The sequence below is a fragment of the Kosakonia sp. genome (assembly GCF_032104925.1).
Lineage (GTDB): Bacteria > Pseudomonadota > Gammaproteobacteria > Enterobacterales > Enterobacteriaceae > Kosakonia.
On the sequence record NZ_DAMCGF010000002.1, the window covers coordinates 580873 to 602497 of the forward strand.

At 58.2% G+C, this 21625-nt stretch carries 24 protein-coding genes; 13 read left to right on the forward strand and 11 right to left on the reverse strand.

Translation table 11 applies throughout. From position 1 onward, the window contains the following. Positions 1 to 14: 14 nt before the first annotated feature. From RT644_RS05800 to RT644_RS05810, 3 genes are all read left to right on the forward strand, one after another. Positions 15 to 755, forward strand: a complete 741-nt coding sequence (locus RT644_RS05800) for a response regulator (RefSeq protein ID WP_020454982.1) — start codon at positions 15 to 17, stop codon at positions 753 to 755. Beyond that, positions 752 to 2053 carry an ATP-binding protein gene (locus RT644_RS05805; protein ID WP_313626124.1) on the forward strand — a complete coding sequence of 434 codons (1302 nt, stop codon included), beginning with the start codon at positions 752 to 754 and terminating at the stop codon, positions 2051 to 2053. Before RT644_RS05800 ends, RT644_RS05805 begins: the two co-directional genes overlap by 4 nt. A 129-nt stretch (positions 2054 to 2182) precedes the next feature. Next, positions 2183 to 3370 (forward strand): cytochrome c biogenesis protein DipZ, encoded by a 1188-nt coding sequence (locus tag RT644_RS05810; protein WP_313626125.1) that lies wholly within the window; start codon positions 2183 to 2185, stop codon positions 3368 to 3370. A 42-nt stretch (positions 3371 to 3412) separates the two neighbouring features. On the opposite strand, the gene RT644_RS05815 is transcribed toward RT644_RS05810, so the two are convergent. The 4 genes from RT644_RS05815 to RT644_RS05830 all read right to left on the reverse strand — a co-directional run bounded on the left by RT644_RS05815 (position 3413) and on the right by RT644_RS05830 (position 6219). Next, positions 3413 to 4456: an alpha/beta fold hydrolase gene (locus RT644_RS05815; RefSeq protein WP_045511055.1), complete on the reverse strand. Its 1044-nt coding sequence runs from the start codon at positions 4454 to 4456 to the stop codon at positions 3413 to 3415. An 87-nt stretch (positions 4457 to 4543) separates the two neighbouring features. Continuing rightward, complete coding sequence (locus tag RT644_RS05820; RefSeq protein ID WP_313626126.1) at positions 4544 to 5065, reverse strand: surface-adhesin E family protein; 522 nt, start codon at positions 5063 to 5065, stop codon at positions 4544 to 4546. Further along, positions 5062 to 5670: a hypothetical protein gene (locus RT644_RS05825; protein WP_313626127.1), complete on the reverse strand. Its 609-nt coding sequence runs from the start codon at positions 5668 to 5670 to the stop codon at positions 5062 to 5064. The genes RT644_RS05820 and RT644_RS05825 overlap by 4 nt, the downstream gene beginning before the upstream one ends. Before the next feature lie 30 nt (positions 5671 to 5700). Further along, a complete protein-coding gene (locus RT644_RS05830) occupies positions 5701 to 6219 on the reverse strand; it encodes a hypothetical protein (protein ID WP_082071783.1) in 519 nt (172 codons plus the stop codon). Between the two features lie 124 nt (positions 6220 to 6343). On the opposite strand from RT644_RS05830, the gene RT644_RS05835 reads away from it, so the two are divergent. After that, entirely contained in the window at positions 6344 to 6685 is a 342-nt protein-coding gene (locus RT644_RS05835) for a nitrous oxide-stimulated promoter family protein (RefSeq protein WP_044489469.1), read from the forward strand. A 144-nt stretch (positions 6686 to 6829) separates the two neighbouring features. Here the strand turns inward: RT644_RS05835 and flhA are convergent, their stop codons facing one another. From flhA to hypA, 6 genes are read right to left on the reverse strand one after another with little or no spacing between them, the layout of a single operon-like run. Then, positions 6830 to 8902 carry a formate hydrogenlyase transcriptional activator FlhA gene (gene flhA, locus RT644_RS05840; RefSeq protein ID WP_313626128.1) on the reverse strand — a complete coding sequence of 691 codons (2073 nt, stop codon included), beginning with the start codon at positions 8900 to 8902 and terminating at the stop codon, positions 6830 to 6832. 56 nt (positions 8903 to 8958) lie between these two features. Further along, complete coding sequence (gene hypE, locus RT644_RS05845; RefSeq protein ID WP_313626129.1) at positions 8959 to 9969, reverse strand: hydrogenase expression/formation protein HypE; 1011 nt, start codon at positions 9967 to 9969, stop codon at positions 8959 to 8961. Next, on the reverse strand, positions 9966 to 11087 hold the full coding sequence (gene hypD, locus RT644_RS05850) for a hydrogenase formation protein HypD (RefSeq protein ID WP_045511039.1): 1122 nt from the start codon (positions 11085 to 11087) through the stop codon (positions 9966 to 9968). Before hypD ends, hypE begins: the two co-directional genes overlap by 4 nt. Continuing rightward, the gene (locus RT644_RS05855; protein WP_020454971.1) at positions 11087 to 11359 is read right to left on the reverse strand and encodes a HypC/HybG/HupF family hydrogenase formation chaperone; all 273 of its coding nucleotides are present in this window, start codon (positions 11357 to 11359) and stop codon (positions 11087 to 11089) included. The genes hypD and RT644_RS05855 overlap by 1 nt, the downstream gene beginning before the upstream one ends. After that, positions 11350 to 12222 carry a hydrogenase nickel incorporation protein HypB gene (hypB, locus tag RT644_RS05860; protein WP_045511036.1) on the reverse strand — a complete coding sequence of 291 codons (873 nt, stop codon included), beginning with the start codon at positions 12220 to 12222 and terminating at the stop codon, positions 11350 to 11352. Before hypB ends, RT644_RS05855 begins: the two co-directional genes overlap by 10 nt. 3 nt (positions 12223 to 12225) lie before the next feature. After that, positions 12226 to 12573, reverse strand: a complete 348-nt coding sequence (gene hypA, locus RT644_RS05865; RefSeq protein ID WP_313626130.1) for a hydrogenase maturation nickel metallochaperone HypA — start codon at positions 12571 to 12573, stop codon at positions 12226 to 12228. Between the two features lie 200 nt (positions 12574 to 12773). On the opposite strand from hypA, the gene hycA reads away from it, so the two are divergent. From hycA to hycI, 9 genes are all read left to right on the forward strand, one after another. Further along, entirely contained in the window at positions 12774 to 13241 is a 468-nt protein-coding gene (gene hycA / locus RT644_RS05870; RefSeq protein ID WP_313626131.1) for a formate hydrogenlyase regulator HycA, read from the forward strand. A 97-nt stretch (positions 13242 to 13338) separates the two neighbouring features. Next, a complete protein-coding gene (locus RT644_RS05875) occupies positions 13339 to 13947 on the forward strand; it encodes a 4Fe-4S dicluster domain-containing protein (protein ID WP_313626132.1) in 609 nt (202 codons plus the stop codon). Beyond that, positions 13944 to 15758 carry a formate hydrogenlyase subunit 3 gene (gene hycC, locus RT644_RS05880; protein ID WP_313626133.1) on the forward strand — a complete coding sequence of 605 codons (1815 nt, stop codon included), beginning with the start codon at positions 13944 to 13946 and terminating at the stop codon, positions 15756 to 15758. Before RT644_RS05875 ends, hycC begins: the two co-directional genes overlap by 4 nt. A 2-nt stretch (positions 15759 to 15760) precedes the next feature. Continuing rightward, positions 15761 to 16687 carry a respiratory chain complex I subunit 1 family protein gene (locus RT644_RS05885; RefSeq protein WP_313626156.1) on the forward strand — a complete coding sequence of 309 codons (927 nt, stop codon included), beginning with the start codon at positions 15761 to 15763 and terminating at the stop codon, positions 16685 to 16687. 12 nt (positions 16688 to 16699) lie between these two features. After that, positions 16700 to 18412 (forward strand): formate hydrogenlyase subunit HycE, encoded by a 1713-nt coding sequence (gene hycE / locus RT644_RS05890; protein WP_020454964.1) that lies wholly within the window; start codon positions 16700 to 16702, stop codon positions 18410 to 18412. 16 nt (positions 18413 to 18428) lie between these two features. Next, positions 18429 to 18971 (forward strand): formate hydrogenlyase complex iron-sulfur subunit, encoded by a 543-nt coding sequence (locus RT644_RS05895; RefSeq protein ID WP_020454963.1) that lies wholly within the window; start codon positions 18429 to 18431, stop codon positions 18969 to 18971. After that, entirely contained in the window at positions 18971 to 19735 is a 765-nt protein-coding gene (locus RT644_RS05900) for an NADH-quinone oxidoreductase subunit B family protein (RefSeq protein WP_020454962.1), read from the forward strand. Before RT644_RS05895 ends, RT644_RS05900 begins: the two co-directional genes overlap by 1 nt. Continuing rightward, a complete protein-coding gene (locus RT644_RS05905; RefSeq protein WP_020454961.1) occupies positions 19735 to 20145 on the forward strand; it encodes a formate hydrogenlyase maturation HycH family protein in 411 nt (136 codons plus the stop codon). The genes RT644_RS05900 and RT644_RS05905 overlap by 1 nt, the downstream gene beginning before the upstream one ends. Next, positions 20138 to 20593, forward strand: a complete 456-nt coding sequence (hycI, locus tag RT644_RS05910; RefSeq protein ID WP_017459277.1) for a hydrogenase maturation peptidase HycI — start codon at positions 20138 to 20140, stop codon at positions 20591 to 20593. The genes RT644_RS05905 and hycI overlap by 8 nt, the downstream gene beginning before the upstream one ends. A gap of 36 nt (positions 20594 to 20629) precedes the next feature. On the opposite strand, the gene RT644_RS05915 is transcribed toward hycI, so the two are convergent. Next, positions 20630 to 21586, reverse strand: coding sequence for a sensor domain-containing diguanylate cyclase (locus RT644_RS05915; protein WP_020454959.1), 957 nt, complete (start codon positions 21584 to 21586; stop codon positions 20630 to 20632). Positions 21587 to 21625 lie beyond the last annotated feature (39 nt).

A 21625-nucleotide genomic window follows, 5' to 3' on the forward strand; every position in this document is an offset into this window, starting at 1 on the left:
CCAGGGCTTTTTGGATGGAACATATTGACCACATTTTGGTTGTTGATGATGACCGGGAAATTCGCACGCTGCTTGCTGATTACCTGACCCGCTCCGGCCTGCGCGCAAGCGTTGCCGCGAATGGCAAACAGATGCGGCAGTTACTCGAAACCACGCCGGTAGATTTGATTGTGCTGGATATCATGATGCCAGGCACGGACGGGCTGACGCTGTGCCGTGAGTTGCGCAGCAGCGCGCATAAAAACGTGCCGGTGCTGATGCTGACCGCGCGCAGCGAAGAGACCGATCGCATTGTCGGTCTGGAGATGGGCGCGGATGACTACCTGGTAAAACCCTTTGTTGCCCGCGAACTGCTGGCGCGTATTAAAGCCATTTTGCGCCGCACGCGCATGTTGCCGCCGAACCTGCAAATCACCGAAGCGGGACGTTGCCTGGCGTTTGGCGACTGGCAGCTTGACACCTCGGCGCGTCATCTGGTGGATGCGCAGGGGACCGTGGTGGCGCTGAGCGGCGCGGAGTATCGCCTGATGCGCGTGTTTCTCGATCACCCGCAGCGCGTACTCAACCGCGACCAGCTTCTGAACCTTACGCAGGGGCGCGACGCAGAGCTTTTCGAACGCTCCATTGATCTGCTGGTAAGCCGCCTGCGCCAGCGCCTGAACGACGACGCGCGTGAACCGGCTTACATCAAAACCGTGCGCAGCGAGGGCTACGTTTTCTCAATGCCGGTGGTTATCACAGAGGCGCGGGAATGAGGCTGTGGCCGCGTTCGCTGCTGTCACGTTTAGTGGTGATTGTGCTGGTGGGATTGCTGCTGGCGAACGCGTTAACCCTTAGCCTGCTGCTGTATGAACGCATCACCACCGCGCGTTCGGTAATGCTGGGCAATCTTGAATACGATGTGGCGACCAGCGTGGCGATCCTCAACCGTTTACCCGCCAGCGAGCGCCCTGCATGGCTGGCGCGTATCGATCGCAGTAACTATCGCTACTTGCTGAGTGCAGGTGAAGGCGGGCGCTATCCCACCAACTGGCGTTCGAAAGATACCGCACGCTCGCTTGAACAGGCGCTGGGCAGCCAATATGCCCTGAAAATCAATGCCGTCCCAGGCCCGCAGGAACATTTGCAGGCGCATTTGCGCCTGCATGATGGCGCGCCGCTGACCATTGATATCACCCCGCGTCCAACGCCTATCGCCCGTTGGCTGCCTGCGGTGCTGGCCGCACAACTGCTGCTGTTGCTTATCTGCTGCTGGCTGGCGGTACGCCTGGCGGTGAAGCCGCTGACCCGCTTTACCCGTGCGCTTGATGCGCTCACCCCATCGCCCGAACCCCCGCCGGTGATGATCGAAAACGGCCCAACGGAGGTGCAGCACGCGGTGCGCGCTTTTAACGCCATGCAGGCGCGTATTGCTCATCACCTGAGTTCGCGCGCGCAGATCCTCGCCGCGATTTCGCACGACCTGCAAACGCCGATCACCCGGATGCGGTTGCGCAGCGAAATGGCGGCCGACGAAGCGCTGCGCGACAAACTGCTGGCGGATCTGGATGAGATGTCCAGGCTGGTTCGTGAAGGGATCGCTTATGCCCGCACGCAGGATGCGCCGCCGCTCGCACCGCAGCGGCTGGCGCTGCACCCGTTTATCGACAGCCTGGTGTGTGACTATGTCGACGTTGGCAAGCGGGTAAGGCTGCTGCGCTGCCCGCCGGATCTCACGCTGCACATTGATGTGCAGGCGCTGCGGCGCATATTAACCAATCTGCTGGATAACGCGCTGAAATTCGCCGGCAAAGCAGACATCGATATTGTGCTTACGCCAGATGCGCCGCTCGCGATCCATGTGCTTGATAACGGCCCCGGCATTCCTGAAGAGGCGCTGGCAGCGGTGCTGGAGCCTTTCTACCGGCTGGAAACCTCGCGTAATCGCGGCACCGGTGGCACCGGTCTGGGGCTGGCGATTGCCCGGCAACTGGTGTCGCAACTCGGTGGGCAACTGCACCTGAGCAACCGCCCGCAGGGCGGGCTGGATGCCTGCGTGCTATTGCCGCACTAAGTTTGTATCTCTGCGTATCTGCTCTCCGGCCTGCAACACCGGCTGACAAAACCCGCCATCACCGACACTGCCGTGATACACCGCGGCGGTGTAATGCGCCTGTTTCCTCAACGAATCAAGGAGCTTGTTATGGTGATCATTGCTTTTTTAGGCGGCTGCTTGACGCTGCTCAGCCCCTGTACGCTGCCGGTTATTCCGCTACTGTTCGCAAGTTTTGGCCGCGATAAACGTCATCTTGCCGCACTGCTGGCGGGAATGGTGGCGATGTTTACGCTGGCGGCACTGCTGGCGGGCGCCACGCAGCAGTGGATAATCCAGGCCAACGCCTGGGGGCGCTGGCTGGCACTCGGTCTGCTGGCGGTGATGGCGCTGGCGCTGATTTCGCCGCGCATTGCCAGCACGGTGATGTACTTTGCCGTGCGCGCCGGTGAACGGCTCGATAACCGCAGCCGCCGTACGGGCGGTGTTCTTTCGGCGCTGCTGGCGGGGTTATCCGTCGGGCTACTGTGGGCGCCGTGCGCCGGGCCGATCCTGGGCGCGGTACTGAGCACCGCCATGCTTAACGGCGCAAGCGGGCAGACGGCGCTGGTGCTGGCGGCTTACGGCAGCGGCGCGGCGGCGATGCTGGCGCTGCTCTGGCTGTGTGGCGATCGGCTTTTTTCCCGCCTGCGCGCCAGCCTGCCCTTCAGCGAGCGGCTGCGTCAGGGGGCGGGCGTCGCCATGCTGGGCGCGGTAGCGCTGATTGGCAGCGGGGCGACGTCTGCGTTGCAGGGGGCGGGCACGTGGACAACGCGGCTGGAACAACAACTCCTGAGCTGGCGGACATCACCGCAACCTGCCGTCACGCTGCAGCCGGTCAGCGAGCCGCTGGTGCGCAATAGCATGCCGTCACTGGAAGGGGCGGTGAGCTGGCTTAACTCCGCGCCGCTCACTGCGCAGGCGCTGAAGGGCAAAGTGGTGCTGGTGGATTTCTGGACGTTCGACTGTATTAACTGCCAGCACACGCTACCGTATGTCAACGCGTGGGCGGAAAAATACCGTGACCAGGGGCTGGTGGTGATTGGTGTTCACACCCCGGAATACCCGTTCGAGAAGAACATTCAGTCGCTGCAAAACGTGGTACGCAAAGAGAATATCCGCTTCCCGGTGGCGGTGGACAATAACTACGCCATCTGGAATGCGTTTGGGAACCAGTACTGGCCTGCGCATTACTACTTTGATGCCAAAGGGCAACTGCGGCAGATGTACTTTGGGGAAGGGGAGTATCAACAGCAGGAGCAACTTATTCAGAAACTGCTGGCCGAAGCCCATTCATGAGGGAAAAGCGCCTTCGCTGATCCAGCCGAAGGCGCGTGCTGTTTAATGCCGTGCAATGTCGATAAGCGCCTGCGCAAAAAACGCGGGCGCTTCTTGCGGCAGGTTATGACCAATGCCGCCGGTGGCGGTACGGTGCTGGTAGCGGCCGCTGAATTTGGCGGCGTAGCTGGCAGGGTCCGGATGCGGCGCGCCGTTTGCGTCGCCCTCAAGCGTAATGGTCGGCACCGTAATTACCGGTGCCTTGGCCAGTTGCTGCTCCAGCGCGTCGAAACGGCGCTCGCCGCTGACAATTCCCAACCGCCAGCGATAGTTATGCAGCGTAATGGCGACATGATCGGCGTTGTGCAATGCCTGCGCCGAGCGGGCAAACTCCGCTTCGCTAAAGCGCCATTGCGGCGAGGCGGTTCGCCAGATAAGTTTCGCAAACTCATCAGTGTGCTCGCGATAACCTGCTTCGCCGCGCTCGGTCGCAAAGTAAAATTGATACCACCAGGCGAGTTCCGCCGCGGGCGGCAGCGGTTTTTTGTTCGCCTGCTGGCTGCCAATCAGATAACCGCTTACCGAGACCAGCCCTTTGCAGCGCTGCGGCCACAGCGCGGCAAGGATATTGGCGGTACGCGCGCCCCAGTCAAAACCGCCGATCACCGCCTGTTTAATGTCGAGCGCGTCAAGAAAGGCAATCGCATCGACGGCGAGCGCCGCCTGCTGGCCGTTGCGCGGCGTGTCGGCAGATAAAAATGTGGTGCTGCCATAGCCACGCAGCCACGGCACCAGCACGCGAAACCCGGCACGGGTAAGGCGCGGGATCACATCGGCAAAGCTGTAGATGTCATACGGCCAGCCGTGCAGTAGCAGCATCGGTTCGCCGTTTTCCGGCCCGGTGTCGATATACCCGATATTCAGCACGCCTGCGTCAATCTGCTTTATGGGCGGTAGCGGCGTCAGGTTGCGCGGTGTGGTGGTGAGGGCGGCGGGCGGTGCGCTGGCCTGGGCGGGAAGGGCGCTGAGCCCCAGCTCCAGTGCGGCCAGGCTTGCGGCGGTGGCCTGCAACAGCAGGCGGCGTTGCGGATTTTCAATCGATGACATAAGTCACTCCTGCATAAAAGTGGGCGATGGCGTCCTGCGCCATCCACCCGCTATTGCAAGGGATCACTGTATCCCGATTGTGTGCGGCTACGCGCCGTTCTGTATCAGCGTGTATAACAGCGGTGTTTGCGTATCGCGTGCAGGCTCTGCGGCCAGGCGATCTTCCGGGAGCTTACACAGCAAGCCTGCCGTCAGGCCGATCAAGGATGTTGGCGGGTAATCCTGCCACTGTCCTGGCGTGTTCATGCGGGCGATTTTGTCGCCAGTGGCAAAATGTTCTGAAAAGTAGATCTTATGCACATGGGTGAACTGGTGCGTATCACAGTTCACGACCAGGCTTTGGCGTTCGCTGCGGATCATCATCAGCGGATTCTTTTTCACCGGCATGCCTTTGGTGTAGTTATGAATCACGTCAATACGACGCAAATAGGGATTGCCGTCGTAAAGGGAAATGGCACGAAAATCCAGATAGCTGACGCCGCTACTGAGTGTCACGAACTTAACGACCCGCTTGGGCGGGGTTTCCTCTTGCGTAACGCTGGCACCCGGATGGCTGGTGCAGCCGGATATCAGCAGCAGTGCTGAGCCAAGAAACAGGGATTTTTTCATTTTTGCTCTCCTTGCAGATCCGGGCGCACCGCCAGTAACTCGTCCTTGCTGACCTTGCCCTGAATCGAGCAGCGCAAAAAGGTTTTGCCTTCACTCACTTCCAGCATTGCGAGTTTTTCCACGCTATCCGCGGCCGGAGCAATACCGCTGACGGCGGTTTTGTTGACCCGCCATGTGGTCTCACCGGCGCGTTTGATCAGCGGATTGGCGTAATACCCGTCCGTGACTTTTTGCCAGTGAACGTCAGGTAACGCAGCTATCACCGCAGACATGGGCTCTTCGATCACCCATCCCCAGAAGTAATAATCACCCAATTTGCCCAGTGACTCCTGCGACCTGTCAAAGCCAGAAATAGTGAGCTGATTGATGCGCAGAGGCTTGCTAAACCAGACGGTATCGGAGCCGTCTTTCGGCGCGGCAAACCAGGCGTGATGCTGCTTATCTGTGACCACTGGCGCGGTGTGCGCCAGTGTGGCTCGCTGTTTGTAGAGTTCACTGAAAAAGCTGCTGTCGCAACGCAGTAAACTTTCGGTCAGCGTTTGCGCCTTTGCGCTGCCGGTTATTGCCAGCGTGAGCAGCGCCAGCGGCATAATTAACTGTTTCATCGGTGTCCTTACGTTTTAATTTCGTGTTTTTTACGGCTTTATTTCTTCGTATTCCGCAGAGGCCGGGTTGTATTTCAGCCGGGCGACATAAATGACGCAGGTATCAGTGCCATAGTCATAATGCACTTCATACAACGCCCCTTTTTTCGGCGTGAAGTGAATATCTACGCTGCACCCTTTGTAAGCCTCATGGTGAATGGTTGTCGGCAAATCGGGCAGCAGCGTGGTTTCAAAAAAAGCGTCACTGTATTTTTTGTTCTTCAACTTTGGAAAACCCATATCCTGGGTTGGACCATAAGCCTTATTAATAAAGCGATCGTGTTTTTGTACCCAGCCGCCAAATTTCTGCCCGCTGGTATCCGTTTGATAAATGGCGTAGGTCATCGTTGCGCCGATTAAGCGAATTTTCGCGACATCATCCGTCATTAATGGCGGGTAATAAAAAGGCTGTTCCGGGAAAAACGGGTTATTTTTACTGATACACCCCGCCAATAAAAATAACGAAACAATAACAATTAATTTACGCACCATTCCCCCGGCGATGATCATTTCCACGTTGATAGACGGGTATCGGCACCTGAGGTCTGACCTTTACATAAAAACGCGGCGGGCGTGGTTTTTTGCGATTCTATTAAGTTGTATTATTTATGCATCTTAATTATTGGTGACGTGTATGGCTGGCCCCCGGATCCTGCGAGAAAAACTGACTATCCGCAAAATGATTGCCCTTTATCAACGCGCCTGCCCGGATGCGGTAAGCAGCGCGGCGCACTACGCGGATTTGTACGCTTATGCGGAAAAGCGGCTGGATAAATGCGTGTTCGGCGAAGAGAAACCGGCCTGCAAGCAGTGCCCGGTGCACTGTTACCAGCCTGCGAAACGCGAAGAGATGAAACAGATTATGCGCTGGGCGGGGCCGCGTATGCTGTGGCGTCACCCGGTGCTGACGGTGCGCCATTTGCTTGATGATAAACGCCCGGTGCCGGAGCTGCCGGAGAAGTACCGGCGCAAATAGCGGGTAAAGGTAAAAAAGCAGGATGCGTATTCGGTAAAGGTGGGTAACGAAGGTGGGTTACGCGTTTGCCGGATTAGCGGTTTTACGGCGCTGTTGACGCGCAAAGAAACGCCCGACGTGCGAAAACGCCCGTCGGGTCTGCGGCTATAACGTCTCTTTATCAATACCTAATCGTTTCATTCGGGAGAGCAGCGTGGTGCGTTTGAGCCCCAGCCGCTGCGCCGCGCCTTTTGGCCCGGCCACCACGCCGTTGGTTTCCCGCAGTACGCGCACAATCAGCTGATACTCATCTTCCCCTTCGCGCGCCACTTCGGCGGGCGTTTCAGGCGCGACGGACGGCACGGCGATTTCCGCCATCGACAGTTGCAGCACATTGCCGCGCGTCAGCAACACCGCACGCTCGATCACGTTCTCCAGCTCACGCACATTCCCCGGCCACTCCATCGCACTCAGCACGCGCAAGGTTTCCGCCGGGATGCTGTCGATGTTGCGCCCCATTTTGCGCGCGATTTTAAAGGTGAAGGCTTTTACCAGCAGCGGAATGTCTTCCGGGCGCTCGCGCAGCGGTGGCAGGTGGATCGGGAAAACATTCAGGCGGTAATAGAGATCGCTGCGAAATTCCCGGTCGGCGACCATCTGTTTAAGATCGCGGTTGGTGGCGGCGATCAGCCGCACATCGGTCTGGATCAGCTTGTTGCTGCCGAGGCGCTCAAACTCCTGCTCCTGCAACACGCGCAGCAGCTTGGGTTGTAGCTCAAGCGGCATATCACCCACTTCGTCAAGAAACAGCGAGCTTTTATCCGCCAGCTCAAAACGCCCGATGCGCTGGGCGCTGGCGCCGGTAAACGCGCCGCGCTCGTGGCCAAACAGATCGCTTTCCAGCAGCCCGGCCGGCATGGCCGCGCAGTTCATCTTCACCATCCGGCGGCTGTTGCGATCGCTCAGGTTATGGATGGCGCGCGCGATAAGCTCTTTGCCGGTGCCGGTTTCGCCAAGGATCAGCACCGTGCTGTTGCTCTGTGCCACCATCTCAACCTGCTTGAGCACGCGGAACATGGCATCGCTACGCCCGATGATCTCGCCAAATTCGCTGTCGACATTATTGAGTTGTTCGGTCAAGGCGAGGTTTTCATCCACCAGCCGCTCTTTCAGACGGTGGATCTCCTGGTAGGCCAGCGCATTATCCACGGCAATGGCGATACGCTCGGCAATCTGGCGCAGCAGCTTCAGGTTCGCCGGGGTAAACACCTCTTTCTGGCACTGCGCCAGTTTCAGCACGCCCAGCAGATTTTTGCCGGACATCAGCGGCAGCAGGCACAGGGTCTGAATTTTATTGCCCCAGGTTTCAAATAGCATCCGCTCGTAAGGGGCGAGTTTGTCACGCTCATGCAGATTAATCAGCAGCATCTCTTTGCTGCTAAATACCCGCTCGGTCAGTGTTCCCTGTTCGTCGACTTCCTGCGTTTCATGGGCGGGGTCGGCTTCATCCAGATAATGCGTCGAGTAGATGGTCAGTTTGCCCTTGCGGCTGCCGCGCAGCACCAGGCTAATGGCGTCAATGCCGAAGTAGTAGTGGATCTCTTTTGCCACTTCACTGACCAGCTCATCCATATGCAGCCGGGAGAGCACCGCGTTGGTGATAGCCACCAGAATGCGAAAATCGTCGCGCTCCTGGCACAGAAGCTCGTAGTCCGGCGTGGGGTGCTCGCGGCTTTGCAACTGCTCGGCAACGACAGCAACGATCTGCGTCAGCGTATGCAGGCGCTCGGTCTCTTTGTCGCTCCATGGCCTGTCGCTGGTACGAAAAAATTCGCAGCCGCCAAAAATCTGCCCTTCGGCGGCGAGCGGCAGCAAGCTGTAATGCGCGAATGCCGGATAGATCCGGCTTTCGGCAACGGCGGGCCAGGTCTCGCTAAAGAGTTGCGCGGTGCAGCGCAGCGCCTGCGGGTGAGAGAGAATATGCCGCACTGGGCCGCCCGCCAGCAGCGCCTGGTCGTTATATCTGGCGCAGTTGTCGGGTGTTTGCACGGCGTAACGGCTGGCGAGATGGCTGTCGGCATGCCACAGCACAATCGCGGCGTTGTCGGCGAGACCCGCCTGGCGGGTTAACCGGGTTAACGTTTCACAAAGCGCGGCCATATCGGGCTGCTGTAATAACATCCGCGTTATATCAAACAATCCTTGTTGCCCGAGATCACTCATCGGTGTATACGACATTTTGCTTTTCCAGGAACACACGCAGAAGGTGTGAAAAAATTAATAAAAATAAAAGGTTAACAAATCCGTGGCAAGGGTTCGGCATGGGGCAAATCCAGCAGGCGCTTCACTCCATAAAGGCCTGTCAGACGTACACCTTTGCGTTCGACCACTTCACCAATTATTGCGGCGTCGCGCCCTAAAGGGTGAGCGCATAATTGTGCCAGCGCCTGCTCTGCGGCTTCGCGCTGTACGGCAATCACCAGTTTGCCTTCGTTGGCAAAATTTAATGCATCCAGCCCCAGCAGTTCGCAAACCCCGCGCACCGCCGGTTTTACCGGTAAGTCTCGTTCCTTTAACTCAATGCCGTAACCGCAGGCGGCAGCAAACTCATGTACCACGGCGTTAACGCCGCCGCGCGTGGCGTCGCGCAGCGCTTTTACGCCGGGAAGCTCGCGCAGTTGGCTAATCAACGGCGTCAGCACCGCGCAATCGCTGGTCAGCTCGCCATCCAGCCCTAAGCCTTCGCGCAGATTAAGGATGGTTGCGCCGTGATCGCCCAGTGTGCCGCTTGCCAGCAGCACATCGCCGGGTTGCAGGGAGTTTGCCGCCCAGTGAACCGACGCCGGGATAGCGCCAATGCCGGCGGTATTGATAAATACCTTATCGGCTGCGCCGCGCTGCACCACTTTGGTATCGCCGGTAACAATGGCGATACCGGCGCTGCGGGCGGTGTCGGCCATGCTCTCTACAAGGGTTTTCAGCGTTGCTATTGGCAACCCCTCTTCAAGGATAAAACCGCAGGAGAGGAAGCGCGGTGTTGCGCCGCTAACGGCAATATCATTTGCCGTGCCGCATACCGCCAGCTTGCCGATATTGCCGCCGGGAAAGAACAGCGGATCGATAACGTAGCTGTCGGTGGAAAACGCCAGCCGATCGCCGCCTGCTGTAAGCTCTGCCAGATTGATACGCGCCTGATCTTCCTGCTCTGCAAGCCAGGGGTTATCGAACGCCTCCATAAAAAGCTGGCTGATAAGCTGTTGCATCGCCTGGCCGCCGCTGCCGTGCGCCATCTGCACTTCATTCATGCTTCACACTCCTGAGCACGATATTGATACCAGGCCGCGCAGGCACCTTCCGATGAAACCATCAGCGCGCCGAACGCGCTTTGCGGGTTACAGGTGTTACCGAACAACGGGCACTGGTGCGGTTTGCAGCGGCCGGTCAGCACGTCACCGCAGCGGGCGCGCGGATCGTCATACACTTGCTGTACCGCCGGGCGAAAATGCGCTTCGGCGTCAAAGCGCTGATATGCAGGCGTCAGATGCACGCCGGATTCGCCAATCATGCCCAGGCCGCGCCATTCACTGTTGCCGCGTACGGTAAACACCTCGGCAATGGCGGCCTGCGCCAGCCGGTTACCTTCGTCCGGCACCACGCGGCGATACTGGTTTTCCACCTTACTGTGGGCGGCAATTTTTTGCTCAACCAGCATCACCACGCCCTGCAACAGATCGAGCGGTTCAAAACCGGCGACCACCAGCGGGCGCTGATAAGTATCGGCGATGAAAGTATAGGCGTCGGTGCCAATCACCATACTGACATGACCCGGCGCGAGAAACGCGTCGATGCCGTTGTCCGGCTGCTCCAGCAGGCTGCGCAACGTTGGAATCAGCGTGATGTGCTGGCAGAAAAACCAGAAGTTATCGAGGTTACGGGCTTTTGCCTGCTGCAATGTAATGGCGGTGGCGGGCATGGTGGTTTCAAACCCGAGGCCGAAAAACACCACCTTGCGCTGCGGATTTTTTTCCGCCAGCGCCAGCGCATCCATTGGTGAATAGACAATCCGCACATCCGCGCCGCGCGCTTTTGCCTGCAGCAGCGAGCCGTTTTTCCCCGGCACGCGAATGGCGTCGCCAAAGGTGCAGAAAATCACCTCCGGGTGTTGAGCGATCTCCACGCAGGTATCAATTCGCCCCATCGGCAACACGCAGACCGGGCAGCCGGGACCGTGAATAAACTCAATGTTTTCCGGCAGTAGCTGGTCGAGGCCAAACTTGAAAATAGCGTGTGTGTGCCCGCCGCACACTTCCATAATGCGCAGCGGACGCGCGGCGGTGTAAGAGAGGTGCGCTGCCCGTTCACGCAGGTGATCAATCAGTTGCATCACCTGTTCCGGGGCGCGATATTCATCGACAAAACGCATTATTTCTCCTCGCCGTAAAGCAGCGCGCCGACATCGGGTTCGACATCGAACATGTTTTGCAGCGCCGCCAGCGTATCCAGCGCCTCTTCTTCGTTAATCACGCTCATCGCGAAGCCGACATGCACCAGTACCCACTGGCCGAGGCGTGACTGACCGTTTTCGTCGATGCTGCCGACCAGTGTTAAATCGACATCGCGCTGAATGCCGCTGACATCCACTTTGGCTTGCAGGCCATCAATGGCGCAAATTTGCCCCGGTACGCCTATACACATCGTTGCGTCTCCAGCCAGTCAAGCCAGGCATCCATCCCGTCGCCTTTGGTGGCAGAAATCAGCATGATTTCAATGGTCGGGTTCACTTCACGGGCATAAGCGATGCACTGCTCGACGTTAAAATCGAGGTAGGGCAGCAAATCCACTTTATTGAGCAGCATCAGTGAGGCGGCGGCGAACATATGCGGGTATTTCAGCGGCTTGTCTTCGCCTTCTGTCACCGACAGCACCGCCACTTTATGGCGCTCGCCAAGGTCGAAACCCGCCGGGCACACCAGGTTGCCGACGTTTTCGATAAACAGAATGCCGCGATTTTCCAGCGCCAGTCGCGGTGCGGCGTCGGCAATCATCTGCGCATCAAGATGGCAGCCCTTGCCGGTGTTAACCTGAATCGCCGGCGTGCCGGTCGCGCGAATGCGTGCGGCATCGTTAACGGTTTGCTGATCGCCCTCAATCACCGCGCAAGGGACGCGCGCTTTCAGGCGTTTAAGGGTTTCGGTAAGGAGGGTGGTTTTGCCGGAGCCGGGGCTGGAGACCAGGTTGAGCACCAGGTGTTGCGAAGCGGCGAAACGGGCGCGGTTGCGGGCGGCGATTTGGTTGTTTTTCTCCAGCACGTCGATTTCCACCTCCACCATCCGGCGCTGGCTCATGCCTGGCGCGTGGGTACCGGCTTCACCGTGACCATAATGCAGGTCGCCGTTTTCCAGTTGCGTGGGACGAAAATCGTCGGTTTTGATACCGGTGATTTTCAGCGCCGGGCGAGCGGCTGGGGAGAACGGTGCACCGCGAAACGCTGAGTGCGGGTTATGTTCGTCACCCTCGATATAAAGGTTACCGTCCTGACAACCACATGTTGTACACATTGTTTACTCCTCAATTTCCAGTCGCTGAATTTGCATGCCGTCATCGGCGACAATTTGCAACTGGTCGCTGTGGCACTGCGGGCAGCGGCGCACTCGCTGGGTAAGTAACGTCACATACTGTTGGCAGGACTCGCACCAGCATTCCGCCTGTTGTTGTTCGATGTGCAGTGTACAGCCTTCCGCCAGGCTGCCGCGGCAAACCAGATCAAAACAAAACGTTAAAGCTTCCGTTTCTACACAAGAAAATGCGCCGACTTTCAGCCACACGCCGGTGACCCGACGCGCGCCCTTTGCTGACGCCTGTTGTTCGATAATTTCCAGCGCACGCTGGCAGAGGGTGATTTCGTGCATAACGCCTCCTGATGACTTTGCGCCCTTAATGCAATAAGAGTGCCATTCCGCGTTTTGACACGGTGACGATGTCGACAATGTCGAGATGACACGTCGAAAGGGTGAGCGTTTTGTTTTTATTTCTTTTTAAATCAATTAATTAAATTTTGGCATGGATGATGCTTTATCGCCGTTGTTTTTCATTAACCGGGTAAGCAGACATGACGATTTGGGAAATTAGCGAAAAGGCAGATTACATTGCCGGGCGGCATCACCGCCTGCAGGAAGAGTGGCGTAGCTACTGTAACGCGTTAGTTCAGGGCGTTACGCTCTCCAGAGCGCGGTTGCATCACGCTATCGGCTGTGCGCCGGAACAGCAACTCTGCTTTGTGCTGTTCGAACACTTCACGGTTTATATCACCCTGACCGGCGGCTTTAACGGTCACACCATTGAATATGCGATTGCCAATAAAGAGAGCGACGAGCGACGCGTGATTGCCAAAGCGCAGCTCTCCAGCGATGGCAAGGTCGATGGCGCGTTCAGCGTGCACGATCGTGAAAAAGTGCTGGAGCATTATCTCGGCAAAATCGCCGCCGTTTACGACAACCTGTATGCCGCAATGGAAGCGGATACGCCGGTCAATCTCACCACGCTTGTCAGCCACGCGCACGCGCCTGCGCTGGCCTGAGTTTGGGTGTCGACATGTGTCGAAGTGACACATAGCGCGACACGTTTCGTCATAAATGACCGCCCGTAACCAGGGTGAATCACCTGAGGATTTGCTGGTGAACCGTTTTGTAATTGCCGATTCGGCGTTATGTATTGGGTGCCATACCTGCGAGGCTGCCTGCGCCGAAACGCACCGCGCGCATGGCCTGCAGGCGATGCCGCGGCTGCGTGTGATGCGCAGCGAAAAAGAGTCCGCGCCGCAGCAGTGCCACCACTGTGAAGACGCGCCCTGTGCGGGCGTTTGTCCGGTGAACGCGATCAACCGCGTTGATGGCGCGGTGCAGTTAAATGAAAGCCTGTGCGTCAGCTGCAAGCTGTGCGCGATTGCGTGTCCTTTCGGCGCGATTGAGTTTTCCGGTAGCCGCCCGCTGGATATTCCCGCCAATGTTAACTCGCCTAAAGCGCCCGCTGCGCCGCCTGCGCCGGCGCGTGTCAGCACGTTGCTGGATTGGGTGCCCGGCGTGCGGGCAATTGCGGTGAAGTGCGATCTCTGCCATTTCGATGCCGAAGGCCTGGCCTGTGTGCGGATGTGCCCGACCAAAGCGCTGCATCTGGTCAATAACCGGGATATCGCCAGAGCCAGCCGTCGCAAACGCGAGCAAACCCTCAACACGGATTACGGCGATTTATCGCTGTATACGCAGCTAAACCGGAGCGCAAAATGACTATCCTCTCTTTGTTAAGCGCTGCTGTCGCAGTACTTACCTGCGCAGCCATGCTGGCCTATCTGTTTATGCCGTTCAAAGCGTTAAGCGGACTCTTTTCCGGGCTTGGCGGCGCTATCGGTTGTGCAATGGCGGCGGCCTGCGGCGTGATGGCATTAACAGACGCTGTCACCGTGAGCGGCACGCTGCCGTTGATTGAATATCACGTCCTGGTCACGCCGCTCAGCGCCGTATGGCTGATCACGCTCGGCGTTTGCGGCGGTTTTGTTAGCCTGTTTTCCATTGACTGGCATCGCCATGAAGCGGTGAAAGCCAACGGGCTGCTGATGAACTTACTGCTGGTCGCCGCGCTGTGCGCGGTGAGCGCGGCAAACTTCGGCGCGCTGGTGATCATGGCGGAAATTATGGCGCTGAGCGCGGTATTTCTGACCGGCTGTAGCAAATCCGGCAAGCTGTGGTTTGTCATGGGCCGCTGCGGTACGGTCCTGCTGGCGGTGGCCTGCTGGCTGCTGTGGCAGCGTTACCAGACGCTGGATTTTGCACTGCTCGGTACACATGCGCTCGGCAGTGACATCTGGCTGCTCGGCGTGATCGGTTTTGGCCTGCTGGCCGGGATTATTCCGCTGCATGCCTGGGTGCCGCAGGCGCACGCCACTGCACCCGCACCGGCGGCGGCGCTGTTTTCCACGGTGGTGATGAAAATCGGTTTGTTCGGCATTTTGAGCCTTTCGCTGCTCGGCGGCCAACCGCCGCTGTGGTGGGGCGTTGCGCTGCTGGTATTTGGCATTATTACCGCCTTTATTGGCGGGCTGTATGCACTGATGGAACACAACATCCAGCGCCTGCTGGCGTACCACACGCTGGAGAACATCGGCATTATTCTGCTCGGCCTTGGTGCTGGCGTCACCGGCCTTGCGCTGCAACAACCTGTGCTGCTGGCGCTGGGGCTGACCGGCGGCCTGTATCACCTTTTCAACCATAGCCTGTTTAAAAGCACGCTGTTCCTCGGCGCTGGCACGCTGTGGTTTGGCACCGGTTATCGCGATATCGAAAAACTCGGCGGTATCGGTAAAAAGATGCCGGTTATCTCGCTGGCAATGCTGGTTGGGCTGATGGCGATGGCGGCGCTGCCGCCGCTCAACGGTTTTGCCGGTGAGTGGGTGATTTATCAATCCTTCTTTGGTTTAAGCGCCAGTGGTCATTTCCTGCTGCAACTGCTGGGGCCGCTGCTGGCGGTTGGTCTGGCGATTACCGGCGCGCTGGCGGTGATGTGCATGGCGAAAGTCTATGGCGTCACTTTTCTTGGCGCGCCGCGTAGCGCTCAGGCGGAAAACCCGCGCTCCATTCCCTGGTTAATGACTGGTGTGGTCGCCGCGCTGGCCATTTGCTGCGTTATCGGCGGTGTTGCCGCGCCGTGGCTGATACCGCGCCTGTTTGCCGCTGTACCGTTGCCGCTGCAAACGGCAAACACCGTGGTGTCGCAGCCGATGATCGCGCTATTGCTGATTGCCACGCCGCTACTGCCGTTACTGCTGATGATGCTGTTTAAAGGCGATCGCCTGCCCGCCCGCCGCCGCGGTAGCGCCTGGGTGTGCGGTTACGATCACGAAGGATCAATGGTGATTACCGCGCATGGTTTCGCCATGCCGGTGAAAGCGGCTTTTGCCCCGGTGCTGAAACTGCGGAAATGGCTGGAGCCCCGGCTTCCTGTTCCCGGCTGGCACGGTGATAGCGCGCCGGTGCTGTTTCGTCGGCTGGCGCTGATTGAGCTGGCGGTACTGGTGGTAGTGGTGATTTCACGAGGAGCCTGATGATGAGTTATTTGTTTGCTTTACTACAGGCGCTGGTGTTGTTTGCCGCAGCGCCGCTGCTTTCCGGCATCAGCCGCGTGGCGCGTGCGCGTTTGCACAACCGGCGCGGGCCGGGCGTGCTGCAGGAATACCGCGATCTGCTGAAACTGCTGGGGCGGCAAAGTATTGCTCCGGCGGCGTCGGGCTGGGTATTTCGCCTGACGCCGTTTGTGATGGTGGGCGTCATGCTGACCGTCGCGACCGCGTTACCGGTGGTGACGGTCGCCTCACCGCTACCGGAACTTGGCGATCTGATCACCCTGATTTACCTGTTCGCTATTGCCCGCTTTTTCTTTGCCATCGCCGGGCTTGATACCGGCAGCCCGTTTACCGGCCTTGGTGCGAGCCGCGAAGCGATGCTCGGCGTGCTGGTCGAGCCGATTTTGCTGCTTGGTCTGTGGGTAGCGGCGCTGGTCGCCGGTTCCACGCACATCAGCCACATCACCAATACCGTGTATCACTGGCCGCTCTCTCGCAGCATTCCTCTGTTCCTGGCGCTCTGCGCCTGCGCGTTCGCCACCTTTATCGAAATGGGCAAACTGCCGTTTGATCTCGCGGAAGCGGAGCAGGAGTTGCAGGAAGGGCCGCTGTCTGAGTACAGCGGCAGCGGTTTCGCGGTGCTGAAGTGGGGCATCAGCCTGAAACAACTGGTGGTGCTGCAACTATTTGTTGGCGTGTTTCTGCCCTGGGGGCAAATGACCACTTTTAGCGCCGCCGGTTTGCTGCTGGCGCTGGCGATCGCCGTGGTGAAACTGGTCGCTGGCGTGCTGGTTATCGCCCTGTTTGAGAACAGCATGGCGCGTCTGCGTTTTGTTGCCACATCGCGCGTAACCTGGGCCGGTTTCGGCGTCGCCTTTTTAGCCTTCGTCTCCTTGCTGGCGACGTATTAAGAGAGTTTGAGCATGTCTGAAGAAAAAATCGGTCAACACTATCTTGCTGCCCTGCACGAGAAATTTCCCGGGGTGGTGCTGGATGAAGCGTGGCAGACCAAAGACCAGATAACGGTCACCGTCAAAGTGAACTACCTGCCGGAAGTCGTGGAGTACCTTTACTATCAGCAGGGCGGCTGGCTTTCGGTGTTGTTTGGCAATGACGAACGCAAGCTGAACGGCCATTTTGCCGTCTATTACGTGCTGTCGATGGAGCAGGGCGTGAAATGCTGGATCACGGTGCGTGTGGAAGTGGACGCGCTGAAAGCGGAATACCCGTCGGTAACGCCGCGCGTGCCGGCAGCGGTGTGGGGCGAGCGCGAAGTGCGCGATATGTACGGCCTGATCCCGGTGGGTCTGCCGGATGAGCGCCGCCTGGTGCTGCCGGATGACTGGCCGGATGAACTCTACCCGCTGCGTAAAGACAGCATGGACTATCGCCAGCGTCCCGCGCCGACCACTGATGCAGAAACCTACGAGTTCATTAACGAGCTGGGCGATAAGAAAAACAATGTGGTGCCGATTGGCCCGCTGCATGTGACCTCGGACGAACCGGGCCATTTCCGCCTGTTTGTTGACGGCGAGAATATTGTCGATGCCGACTACCGCATGTTTTACGTCCATCGTGGCATGGAGAAGCTGGCGGAAACCCGCATGGGTTACAACGAAGTCACTTTTCTTTCCGATCGCGTCTGCGGTATCTGCGGCTTTGCCCACAGCACGGCCTATACCACTTCGGTTGAAAACGCGATGGGCATTGTCGTGCCGGAACGCGCGCAGATGATCCGCGCCATTTTGCTCGAAGTGGAACGCCTGCACTCGCACTTGCTCAACCTCGGGCTGGCCTGTCACTTTGTCGGCTTTGATTCCGGGTTTATGCAGTTTTTCCGCGTGCGCGAAGCCTCCATGAAAATGGCGGAAATCCTCACCGGGGCGCGTAAAACTTACGGTCTGAACCTGATTGGCGGTATCCGTCGCGACATGTTGAAAGAGGACATGATCCAGACTCGCCAGTTAGCGCAGCAGATGCGTCGTGATGTGACTGAACTGGTCGATGTGCTGATGAGTACGCCGAACATTGAACAGCGCACCGTCGGCATTGGCCGCCTTGACCCGCAAATCGCCCGCGATTTCAGTAACGTCGGCCCGATGGTGCGCGCCAGCGGACACGCCCGCGATACCCGCGCCGATCACCCGTTTGTCGGTTACGGCCTGCTGCCGATGACTGTGCACACCGAACAGGGCTGCGATGTAATTTCACGTCTGAAAGTACGCATCAATGAAGTGCTGACCGCGCTCAATATGATCGATTACGGTCTCGACAACCTGCCTGGCGGTCCGCTGATGGTGGAAGGCTTTACCTACATTCCGCACCGCTTCGCGCTCGGTTTCTCTGAAGCGCCTCGCGGAGATGACATCCACTGGAGCATGACCGGCGATAACCAGAAACTTTACCGCTGGCGCTGCCGTGCGGCGACATACGCCAACTGGCCGACGCTGCGCTATATGCTGCGCGGCAACACGGTTTCCGACGCCCCGCTGATCATTGGCAGCCTCGACCCCTGCTATTCATGCACCGACCGCATGACGGTGGTGGACGTGCGTAAGAAGAAAAGCAAGGTCGTGGCTTACAAAGAGCTGGAGCGTTACGGGGTTGAGCGTAAGAACTCGCCGTTGAAATCGTGAGGGGAGAACGGTAGCGATGTTTACCTTTATCAAAAAAGTGATCAAAACCGGTACGGCAACCAGCGATTACCCGCTGTCGCCAGTGCCGGTCGACAAAAACTTTCGCGGCAAACCGCAGCACAACCCGCAGCAGTGCATTGGCTGTGCGGCGTGCGTCAATGCCTGCCCGTCGAATGCGCTGTCGGTGGAGACCGATCTGGCCACCGGTGAGCTGGCGTGGCAGTTCAACCTGGGGCGCTGCATTTTCTGCGCCCGTTGCGAAGAAGTGTGCCCGACGGCGGCTATCACGCTTTCGCAGGAGTATGAGCTGGCGGTGTGGAACAAAGCGGATTTCCTGCAACAGTCGCGCTTTGAACTGTGCCAGTGCCGCGAATGCGCCCGACCATTCGCGGTGCAGAAAGAGATCGACTACGCCATCGCGCTGCTGGCGCATAACGGCGATAGCCGGGCAGAGCTGCACCGTGAAAGTTTTGAAACCTGCCCGGAGTGTAAGCGCCAGAAGTGTCTGGTGCCGTCCGACCGGATTGAATTGACCCGCCATATGAGAGAGGCCAGCTAATGAGCCAGCTGTTAGGTCCGCGCGATGCGGACGGTATTCCGGTACCGATGACGGTGGAGGAGTCCATCGCCAGCATGAAAGCCTCGCTGCTGAATAAGATCAAACGATCCGCCTATGTCTACCGCGTGGATTGCGGCGGTTGCAACGGCTGCGAAATCGAGATTTTTGCCACACTTTCACCGCTGTTTGACGCAGAACGCTTCGGTATCAAAGTGGTTCCGTCACCGCGCCATGCCGACATTCTGCTGTTCACCGGCGCGGTAACCCGCGCCATGCGCTCACCTGCGCTGCGTGCCTGGCAATCTGCGCCGGATCCCAAAATCTGTATCTCCTACGGCGCGTGCGGCAACAGCGGTGGTATCTTCCACGACCTGTACTGCGTGTGGGGCGGCACCGACAAGATTGTGCCGGTGGATGTCTATATTCCCGGCTGCCCGCCAACGCCCGCGGCCACATTGTATGGTTTTGCCATGGCGCTGGGCTTGCTGGAGCAGAAAATCCATGCTCGTCTGCCTGGTGAGCAGGACGACCAGCCGGCCGAGATTTTGCACCCGGCGATGGTGCAGCCCCTGCGCGTGAAAGTGGATCGCACCGCGCGTCGGCTGGCGGGTTACCGCTACGGCCGCCAGATTGCCGATGACTTTATGCGTTTGCGAAGCGTCGGCGAACATGAAGTGGTGAACTGGCTGGCGCAGGAAAACGATCCGCGCCTGACCGAGATAGTCAGCCATCTGAACCAGGTGGTGCAGGAGGCGAAAATCTGATGGGCGAATCGGTGGTCTTTAGCCAGTTGCGGCGTAAATTTATCGACGAGAACGACGCTACACCCGCACAGGCGCAGCAAGTGGTTTATTACAGCCTGGCTATCGGCCACCATTTGGGGGTGATCGACTGCCTGGAAACGGCGCTCTCCTGCCCGTGGGAGGATTACCTTGCGTGGATCGCCACGCTGGAGGCAGGCAGCGAAGCGCGGCGCAAAATGGAAGGCGTGCCGCGCTACGGCGAAATTGTTATCGACAGCACGCACGTGATGCTGCTGGCAAACGCCTTTGATCGGGCACAGACCCGGCAAAATGCGCAGCAGCTCGCCTGGAGTAAAGCGCTGCTGTCGATGCTGCATGATATCCATCAGGAAAGCGCCATCTATTTAATGGTGAGGAGATTACGTGACTGACGTATTGCTGTGTGTCGGCAACAGTATGATGGGCGACGATGGCGCAGGCCCGTTGCTGGCGCAAATGTGCGCCGAAAACCCGCAAGGTAACTGGCAGGTGATTGATGGTGGTAGCGCGCCGGAAAACGATGTGGTGGCGATTCGCGAACTGAAGCCCTCGCGGCTGCTAATTGTCGATGCGACCGATATGGGGCTCAACCCCGGCGATATCCGCGTGGTGGACCCGGATGACATTGCCGAAATGTTCCTGATGACCACCCACAATATGCCGCTCAACTATCTGATTGATCAGTTGAAAGAGGATATCGGCGAGGTGATTTTTCTTGGCATTCAGCCGGATATTGTCGGGTTTTACTACCCGATGACGCCGCCGGTAAAAGCGGCGGTGGAATGTATCTACCAGCGGCTGGCGGGCTGGGAAGGTAACGGCGGGTTCGACAATTTGTAAACGGTGCGCCGGTTGTCCGGCGCAGTTATTTAACGACTAACGACGACGCTTTTCCGCATACATCACTTTGTCGCAGTCTTCCAGCATATCTCGCAGCGTGGCGTATCGACTGCCGCCGTTTTCGATAATGCCGTGCGAATAGTTGATGTGGTAATTCTTACCGGACAGATGATCGATGGCGTCCATCCGCGATTGCAGATCGAACAAAAACGCATCCACATCATTCACGGCGAGATTTCCCAGCAGCACCGCAAACTCCCCGCCGCCCAGACGCGCGGCGATATCCTGCTCTTTAATACATTTTGTCAGGTTGCTGGCGAAGATTTTTACCACCTCATCGCCCTCTTTGCTGCCCAGCAACTCATTGATGGCTTTCAGATTATCAATGCTGAAATAGAGCAGGCTGAAGGGTTTTTTATGCTCTTTTAGCCAGGCAAAGCGCTTCTCGCCGGTGCGGTAAAAACCACGGCTGTTTGGCATCCCGGTCAGGCTGTCGGTCATTGCCATACTGAGGATCAAAAACTCATCTTCCACGATGGCGGCGAAGTCGAGCAGGGTGTTGATTTCCGCACTGGAGAACGGGCGCGGGTAAGTGTCGATAATACAAATCGTCCCGGCAATTGCCCCGTCCGGCAGGCGCACCGGGCAGCCAGCGTAAAAGCGCACCCAGGGCTCACCAATGACAAACGGGTTATCGGCAAAACGCGGATCGGCGAGAGTATCTTTCACAATGAAAGTCCCCTCTTCGAGGATGGCGTGTGCGCAAAAGGAGAGATTGCGCGGCGTTTCGTGAGTATCGACACCGCTGCGCGACAGCAACCACTGACGATCGCGATCGAGCAGGCTGATGACCGCGATCGGTACGTCAAAGGTGGTCTTCGCCGTACGGGTTAACCGGTCAAAGCGCTCATCATCCTTTTTATCAAGCAAATCCATCATATATAGCGACTTCAGCCGCTCGATTTCATTGACTGGCATGGCCGGAAAGATCATAGCTCATCCTCGCTCTGTTCTGTTTCCTAAAGTGTAGAC